At 38.7% G+C, this 8,405-nt stretch carries 5 protein-coding genes, 10 tRNA genes and 1 rRNA gene; all 16 read left to right on the forward strand.

Annotation, left to right across the window (positions count from 1 at the left end; all coding sequences use genetic code 11):
- Positions 1 to 3 precede the first annotated feature (3 nt).
- Positions 4 to 93: transfer RNA gene (locus tag BMX79_RS12250), tRNA-Ser, on the forward strand.
- 92 nt (positions 94 to 185) lie between these two features.
- A tRNA-Met gene (locus BMX79_RS12255) sits at positions 186 to 258 on the forward strand.
- A 146-nt stretch (positions 259 to 404) separates the two neighbouring features.
- Positions 405 to 477: transfer RNA gene (locus tag BMX79_RS12260), tRNA-Asp, on the forward strand.
- A 21-nt stretch (positions 478 to 498) separates the two neighbouring features.
- Positions 499 to 571, forward strand: a tRNA-Phe gene (locus tag BMX79_RS12265).
- Positions 572 to 580: 9 nt separating this feature from the next.
- Positions 581 to 661: transfer RNA gene (locus BMX79_RS12270), tRNA-Tyr, on the forward strand.
- A gap of 5 nt (positions 662 to 666) precedes the next feature.
- Positions 667 to 737, forward strand: a tRNA-Trp gene (locus tag BMX79_RS12275).
- A gap of 57 nt (positions 738 to 794) precedes the next feature.
- Positions 795 to 867, forward strand: a tRNA-His gene (locus BMX79_RS12280).
- Positions 868 to 873: 6 nt separating this feature from the next.
- Positions 874 to 945, forward strand: a tRNA-Gln gene (locus tag BMX79_RS12285).
- Between the two features lie 27 nt (positions 946 to 972).
- Positions 973 to 1,043, forward strand: a tRNA-Cys gene (locus tag BMX79_RS12290).
- Between the two features lie 19 nt (positions 1,044 to 1,062).
- Positions 1,063 to 1,146: transfer RNA gene (locus BMX79_RS12295), tRNA-Leu, on the forward strand.
- A 393-nt stretch (positions 1,147 to 1,539) separates the two neighbouring features.
- Positions 1,540 to 2,865 carry a PTS sugar transporter subunit IIC gene (locus tag BMX79_RS12300; protein ID WP_170231060.1) on the forward strand — a complete coding sequence of 442 codons (1,326 nt, stop codon included), beginning with the start codon at positions 1,540 to 1,542 and terminating at the stop codon, positions 2,863 to 2,865.
- A gap of 18 nt (positions 2,866 to 2,883) precedes the next feature.
- Positions 2,884 to 4,353, forward strand: a complete 1,470-nt coding sequence (locus tag BMX79_RS12305; protein WP_091483103.1) for a glycoside hydrolase family 1 protein — start codon at positions 2,884 to 2,886, stop codon at positions 4,351 to 4,353.
- Entirely contained in the window at positions 4,346 to 5,650 is a 1,305-nt protein-coding gene (locus BMX79_RS12310) for a prolyl oligopeptidase family serine peptidase (RefSeq protein ID WP_170231059.1), read from the forward strand. The genes BMX79_RS12305 and BMX79_RS12310 overlap by 8 nt, the downstream gene beginning before the upstream one ends.
- A gap of 65 nt (positions 5,651 to 5,715) precedes the next feature.
- Positions 5,716 to 6,630: an ROK family protein gene (locus tag BMX79_RS12315; protein ID WP_091483107.1), complete on the forward strand. Its 915-nt coding sequence runs from the start codon at positions 5,716 to 5,718 to the stop codon at positions 6,628 to 6,630.
- Positions 6,631 to 6,661: 31 nt separating this feature from the next.
- Complete coding sequence (locus BMX79_RS12320; RefSeq protein WP_091483109.1) at positions 6,662 to 7,516, forward strand: MurR/RpiR family transcriptional regulator; 855 nt, start codon at positions 6,662 to 6,664, stop codon at positions 7,514 to 7,516.
- A 700-nt stretch (positions 7,517 to 8,216) separates the two neighbouring features.
- Positions 8,217 to 8,405 (forward strand): 16S ribosomal RNA (locus BMX79_RS12325); the annotation flags it as partial.

An 8,405-nucleotide genomic window follows, 5' to 3' on the forward strand; every position in this document is an offset into this window, starting at 1 on the left:
AATGGAGGATTACCCAAGTCCGGCTTAAGGGAACGGTCTTGAAAACCGTCAGGCGTGTAAAAGCGCGCGTGGGTTCGAATCCCACATCCTCCTTTTCCATGGCTGTTGAAGCTTCAGCGATTACAGACATAATACACTCAAGCGTCAGCTTGCAGTGTCTCAATACAATGATTTTCTATTATTATCGCGGGGTAGAGCAGTTGGCAGCTCGTCGGGCTCATAACCCGGAGGTCGCAGGTTCGAGTCCTGCCCCCGCAATTGCTATAGCTGTAGTTACTTTAGTAACGTACAGATATAGTATGCGAAACGAAAGTGTAGCGGCCATGTCTGTCAATGCTTCAGCATATACAGCCATGTTACACTCGAGCGAAAGCTCGCAGTGTCTCATATAAAGATTTACGTGAGGTCCCGTAGTGTAGCGGTTATCACGCCTGCCTGTCACGCAGGAGATCGCGGGTTCGATTCCCGTCGGGACCGTAAAGCAGGATATTGAAAGATGGCGCTGTAGCTCAGTTGGTAGAGCAACGGATTGAAGCTCCGTGTGTCGGCAGTTCGACTCTGTCCAGCGCCATAGCAATTTGGAGGGATAGCGAAGTGGCCAAACGCGGCGGACTGTAAATCCGTTCCTTCGGGTTCGTAGGTTCAAATCCTACTCCCTCCATCGCTAGGGGTATAGTTTAATGGTAAAACTATGGTCTCCAAAACCATCGATGTGGGTTCGACTCCTGCTACCCCTGTCAGCAATTCATCATGACATCATTTGTTGAATATGCTATGATTTTAATAAGAATATGGCGATTGTGGCGAAGTGGTTAACGCACCGGGTTGTGGTCTCGGCATTCGTGGGTTCGATCCCCATCAGTCGCCCTTCAATGGGCTATAGCCAAGTGGTAAGGCAACGGGTTTTGGTCTCGTCATTCCTAGGTTCGAATCCTAGTAGCCCAGTTTTAATTGAATATCATTTTTTAAGATGGCGGTATAGCCAAGTGGTAAGGCAGAGGTCTGCAAAACCTTCATCACCGGTTCAAATCCGGTTACCGCCTTATCTTCATATTGAAACATGCCGGCGTGGTGGAATTGGTAGACACGCTGGACTCAAAATCCAGTGCCCGTTAGGGCGTGCCGGTTCGACTCCGGCCGCCGGTATACTAGTAAAATATTTAAAAAAGACTTTAATTGTTGATTCGTCAACAATTAAAGTCTTTTTTATGATATGGTTGCTTGCCTTTTAATGTGGACTAGCTGGTCAAACAATTTAAATAGGTTTGATAATTAGTAATCGACTAAGATAAAGTAGACTAGTGCAGCTTCATTTTTAAAAAAAGCGCAAGTGACTTTCAATTGATTTATTTTCATTAAATATATTACGAGACAGTTGTATCGTAAAAATCGAAAAATGTTCTCTATTTTTGAGACTGCGCTTTCAAATGCCGGTTATTTTATTGCGGGAATACAATTGAAGCAATACAATGAATGCGGTTGCAGAGTTGTTATCCGGAAAATGACTCAGTGCTAATAAAAATCGAATGGAGAATTAAAATGTCCAATTTTTCAGATACGCTTGATAGAAAAATAATGCCTGCCATGAGCAAATTATCAGAGAACAAAATCATCAAATCTATACAGTATGGCGCGATGGCTACTATGCCTTTAAGTCTAGGTGTTGCGCTAATAGCTATCATATCTAATCTGCCCATTGCACCTTGGCTGAATTGGTTGAATGCAACAGGAATTGATCTTCATATGCAGGCAACATTGAAAGTAACATTAGAATCATTGGGACTATATATGACGTTTATCATTGGTTACTATCATGCCCAGCAGAGATCTGCAGTCGGTATTACTGGAGGGATCATGTCTTTGGCAGCTTACTTGATTTTGATGCCTCATACTATTTCCTCCGAAGTTGGAGTTGTTAGTGGAATTGATTTTGACTTCCTTGGAGCAAATGGTATTTTCGGAGGAATGATACTAGCTCTTATCATTTCAGGTTTATATGCATTTATGAATAAAAAAGGAATAGTGGTTAAACTACCTTCTTCTGTCCCATCCAAGGTAGCGGAATCCATGTCTCCTACATTTATTGCTATTTTAATTTTTACAGGAGTATTCCTTGCTAGAGTAGGTTTGTCATTTACTGCATATGAGAACTATTTCAATATGATCAATACAATTATAGGGACACCAATACTTAACTTGGGTGCTAATCCAACATCTGCAGTCATCTTTATGGTACTGTCATCAGCATGCTGGTTTTTTGGAATTCATCCGAACGTTATTTTGAGTATGTTTATTCCGGTGCTTATGACTACTGGGACAGCAAACGTTAATGCATTTATGAGTGGGGAAGCAATGCCATACTTTGCATTTACTGGAGCAATGATGTTCTATGCGTTTGGAGGAACAGGTAATACAATCGGACTTTCCTTGATGATGCCTTTTGTAGCAAAATCTGAGAGATACAAAACATTAGGAAAATTAAACTTCGGACCTGCACTATTTAATATTAACGAGCCGCTTATCTTCGGATTACCTGTTATGCTGAATCCTTTATTCTTTGTTCCACTAATTGGTTCATCATTAGTAAACGGTCTAATGGGTATAACTTTATACAATTTAGGATTTTTTAATGCTTTAAATCCAACCATTTCACTACCTTGGGTCATGCCGGTAGTGGTAGGTCACTTTATTAGGATTGGTCTGCTTGGAGCAGTAGCTGCACTTTCAATAGTTCTTGTAGATTCGTTAATCTACTATCCTTTCTTCAAAAAAGCTGATAAATTAGCTTTAGCGGAAGAGCAAGCCGAAGCAGCTGAGTTGGAAATGAAAAAACAAAAAGAAGTAGTATTACAGCCAGCAAATTAAAAATAGAGGAGTCAGAAGATGAGTATGCCTAAAGATTTTTTATGGGGTGGAGCAACTGCAGCCAATCAGTACGAAGGAGGCTTCGACCAAGGGGGTAGAGGATTAGCTACTTCAGATTTAATTACTGGAGGAGACAAAAATGAACCTCGTAAGGTATCAGTGATAAACAGTGAAGGAGAAGTCAAATACTTGCCAGCGTATGAAGCTGTACCTGAAGGGTACAAAGGGTACTTGGATCCTGACCAGTACTATCCAAGTCACAATGCAACCGACTTTTATAATCACTGGAAAGAGGATATCGGCTTGTTTGCAGAACAGGGATACAAATCCTATCGCATGTCAATTAGCTGGTCACGAATTTTACCAAAGGGTGATTTGTCTGAGATCAACGAGGAAGGTCTCCGATTCTATAGTGAGGTTTTCGATGAGTTGTTAAAATATAACATCGAACCGGTAGTCACTATCAATCATTTTGATATGCCATTAAATTTGGCTGACGAAAAAGGAGGATGGAAAAATCGGGAGACGATTGACAATTTCGTCGAATACAGCAAGCTACTGTTTAAGCACTATAAAGATAAAGTGAAATACTGGATGACATTTAATGAAATCAATTTTTTGCATGGGTACAACACATTAGGAATCCACAGTAAAGAAGATAAAGATCGTTTTCAGGCTCTTCATCATGTTTTTATAGCAAGTGCCCGTACTGTGCTGGAAGCCCGTAAAATTAATCCGGATTTTATGCTCGGAATGATGGTGGCATCGATCGGTACCTATCCTGAAACGTGTAATCCTAATGATAAGATGCAGGAGATAGAGTTTAATAGAATGTTTAAATATTTCTTTAGCGATATCCAATGTCGTGGCTACTATCCTGCGTATGCTAAGAAAGAATTTGAAAGAAAAGGCATCAATCTGATAATGAAAGATGATGATTTAGAAATTTTAAAACAAGGAACGGTAGATTACATTGGATTTAGTTATTATAACTCAGCAGTTGTATCTACTAGAGAAGATGTGAAGAAAGTGGGCGGGAATCAGTTCAACGCGGTGAAGAATACTTATCTCGAGGAATCTCAGTGGGGATGGCCAATTGACCCGGTAGGATTCAGGGTGGTACTTAATGAACTGTATGATCGATATCAGATGCCTTTGTTTGTTGTAGAAAATGGCTTGGGTGCACTAGATGAAATTAGAGAAGATGGTACTATTGAGGATGATTATCGGATAGATTACCTGGCAAGTCACATTAAGGAAATGATCAAAGCTGTTGAGTATGATGGTGTGGACTTGTTAGGATATACAGCATGGGGTTGCATTGACATAATTTCTGCAGGAACTGGAGAGATGAGGAAACGGTACGGATTTATTCACGTAGACTCAAATGATGAAGGCAAAGGAACGTTTAAACGGACTAAAAAGAAATCTTTTTATTGGTATAAAAAAGTTATTGCTTCTAATGGAAAGGACTTGTCGAATGAATAAGGAACAACCCAATCAGAAAAGAGTCAATGAAGGAGTAGACAAAATGAAAAGCAGTCCCGATTTTAAACTGGTTATTCATGGGTTTGATTGGGGACCTGGTTATTCCAAGATGATTATTGATATAAAAAAAGAGATATTAAATCTTCCAGATTCCTTTGTACAAATTGAGGCAAAGAAGCAGTATACCTCTTTTAATATGGATAAAAGAGAAATAAAATCAGTAGACGGCGAAAGTGAAGTGCCAATACTTGCGCATTATTTATCTGACTCAATCGGTAATAAAGTAAATAGCCCTTCTCGTTATGTTACTGTTGAACTGGAAGTTCATCCTGATAATGTATTTACTAATCCCTTTAATTACAGCTTCGAGACTGGATTCAATTCGTATACAGAGATAGACTATACAATTACTCAGCTTAATACTGTTCAGACGATAGATAATAAAGAAATCAGTGGTTTTGTATTATCGTCCAAAGAGTTGACCGAAGTTTTTGAACCTGAGGCTGCCCTTTTTGAAACAGGAGTACACAGCTATGTAGACCGTTGGGGCAAAGACCTGAAATTGTCATATGCCTCTTATACTCCTAAAGAAATGGAATCTAAGAGGCCTTTGATCATCATGCTCCATGGTGCAGGAGAAGGGGGAACGGATCCTCGTATTGCATTGTATGGTAACAAAAGTGTCTCGCTGGTGTCTAACACTGTTCAGGATATTTTTGACGGTGCACATGTATTAGCCCCCCAATCGCCGACTATGTGGATGGATGATGGACACGGTGCCTATACAAAAAATGGAGAAAGTAAATATACTGCTGCCCTGCTTGATTTAATAGAGGATTACATTCATAATAACCATGTGGATGATGAAAGGGTTTACGTTGGGGGAGGGTCAAATGGTGGTTATATGACAGTGAATCTGCTGTTATCTAAACCAGAACTATTTGCTGCTGCATTTCCTATCTGCCAGGCATATTCTTCTGATTGGATCAGCGATAATCAGCTGATGACTATCAAAGAAATTCCGATATGGTTCGTTCATTGTCGTAATGATCAAGTAGTGCCTTATCAATCCACTACTCAGGAGCTTGTAGAAAGATTAACTGAATTAGGATCTAGTGATGTTCGCTCAACAATATATGATCACGTTATCGATACTAGCGGGAACTATACAGACGATAATGGGGAATCTTATAAATATAATGATCACTGGTCGTGGATTTATGTTTATAATAATGAAATCGAGGACAATGGATTATCGTTGTTTGAGTGGCTTGCATCAAAAAAACAAACTAATTAAATCAGAAATTGAACTGGAAGTTCATAAACGACTGGTTCAATTTTTCTTTTAGAAAGGGTAAATATATGGATTATCTAGCATTTGACATAGGGGGGAGTTTCGTCAAGTACGGAATCATATCGAAAGATAATGCGATTTTTAGTCGAGGGAAATTTCCTACTCCTAGAAATAGCAAAGAAGAATTCTTGGAAAAAATTAAAGAAGTCTATGAGCAATGCAAAGAAGATGTATCTGGCATAGCTGTCAGTATGCCTGGAAAGATAGATATATTTAATGGCTATGCTTACTCGGCAGGAGTCTTGTCCTATTTGGAGGAAACAAATATAGTTGATATGTTTCATGAGTTCACTTCGCTCCCAGTGGCAGTTGAGAACGACGGGAAGTGTGCTGCGCTAGCTGAGTCATGGTTTGGAGCATTAAAGGATATGAACTCGGGGATCGTACTTGTTTTTGGGACAGGTGTTGGGGGTGGAATTGTGATTAACAATCACCTGCATCGCGGACATAATAATATCAGTGGGGAATTCAGCTTCATTTTAAATAAAAAGAATGAAGAGAGTGTTGACAGCTTCGGCTATCGGGCTAGTGTAATCTCTCTGATTAAGTCTGTTGAAAAGGCTGAAGAGTTACCGGAAGGAAGCTTATCGGGAGAAGATGTATTCAGTTTAATCAATTCGGGTCATGTTAAAGCCTATAAAGCACTTGAAGAATACTGTGATAATATAGTAGTGCAGTTATGTAATCTTCAGCACATATTTGATCCTCAGAAATTTGCGATTGGCGGTGGGATTAGTGAACAACAAATCTTTATAGAATGTCTGAAAGACAGGCTAAAGGTCTATAGTGAAGCAATTCCATATTTGCTGGCTGTCCCGGATATCGTTCAGTGCAAATTTAGAAATGATGCAAATCTATTAGGAGCGTTAGCTAACTTTCGAATCAATCAAGTAAAAAAGCCACTTGAGGTTAACGTGACCTGACAAGAAAGAAAATAAAAAGAGGGATCAGGATTTGAATCTATTTGCAAAAATTAATAGTCTGGAGAATAAGACGAACACCGAGAAGGAAATAATCGATTTTATCAATAAGTATCCTATTGAATTTAATCAGATGTCTATAGGAGAAATCTCAGAAAGGTGCTATGTTTCTAAAGCCTCTATTTATAGATTATGTAATAGGCTGGGTTATTCTGGATTGAATGAATTGAAAATGATGATCACTGCTTCTGTTTCAGACAAACTTGTTCATGAGAATACAAAAGTTGATTTTAATCGGCCATTTGAAAAAGAAGACTCCGATTTTTCTGTACTGACACTTATAAGAGAACTTTATGAACAGACAATTTATTATTCCTCCACACATCTTAATATGAGGGAACTACACTATGCGATAGTAGAATTAAAGAAAGCGAGAAATGTTATATTATTTGTAGACGAAGAAAACTATAATATTGCCGAGATATTCAAGAATCGAATGAGAACTCTCGGCGTACATATTGATCTTCCTGATAGTGAGTACTTAAAGTTGTCTGTTGCTCAGACAAGTTCAAAAGAAGATGCAATTATTTATGCAACCTACAGTCCGAAATTAAATAAACACCAGGAATACTTTAAAACACTGATTGGAAATAGTTCAAAAATCATACTAATCAGCCCGCCGACTAACGAGTCATTTGCTCTTAGAGCAACACACCGACTGACTATTAATACCGGAGAGTCGCCTGGACATAAAATAACCAATTTTTCTAATAACTTAGCCTTTTCATTTATTTATGACGTCATATATTCTTTGTACTTTAAAAAAGACTACGATATTAATTTTGAAAATCTTAAGACACTTTATATGAAGCAAAAGAGTATGGAGTAAAATGCATAAGCAATCTGATCAATACAGTTGGAAAGGTAATAGCAAGCATAGGGCTTTTAAACTAAGGCTCACACGAGTACTTGCCCAGACAATACCACCTCGAATGATATATTCCCAGCTTTTATCAATTAAGCTGAGGATATATCATGTTGTTATAGGAGGAAATAAGGTTTAAGGAGAGAATGTGCTTAGGTAGACACTAAAACTTAAAGTTGTCGAATGAGTCTTATTAAAAAGATGAAGAAATAGAAGGATGAGCAACCCGACAGCTTGATACAATGAACTTGCTAAAAGAATGATTGTTAAATACAATTTAATCATTGACGGATCTTCAAATACCTGTTATTATTAATTCTGTTGCTGCAAACGTTAATTGCTGGTAACAACAAAACATAAAATACTTGTTGACAAGCAATTGGGAACAAGGTATACTAATGAAGTTGTCGTTCGAAAGAATACGATCCAAAATAAATGCTTTCAAAGAAATTAAATAAAAGTGTTGACGTTGAATCAGGACGATGATATGATATAAAGGTTGCTGCTGAAACGCAGATAACACAAACTGAACGAGATAGATCTTTGAAAACTGAACAAAGTAGAAACAACCAAATGTGCAGGGGTCTTCGATTCTTTTGGAGTCGAAGGCAACAAACGAGTTAACATGGTTAACTCACAATTAATACTATGAGCAAGTCAAACTTAAAATGAGAGTTTGATCCTGGCTCAGGACGAACGCTGGCGGTATGCCTAATACATGCAAGTCGAACGCTGAAGCACTCTGCTTGCAGAGTGTGGATGAGTGGCGAACGGGTGAGTAACACGTGGGGAACCTGCCCATAAGAGGGGGATAACATCCGGAAACGGGTGCTAATACCGCATAGGTGATCAT

Origin of the sequence: Alkalibacterium pelagium (assembly GCF_900109325.1) — a bacterium.
In the GTDB taxonomy this organism is placed as follows: domain Bacteria; phylum Bacillota; class Bacilli; order Lactobacillales; family Carnobacteriaceae_A; genus Alkalibacterium; species Alkalibacterium pelagium.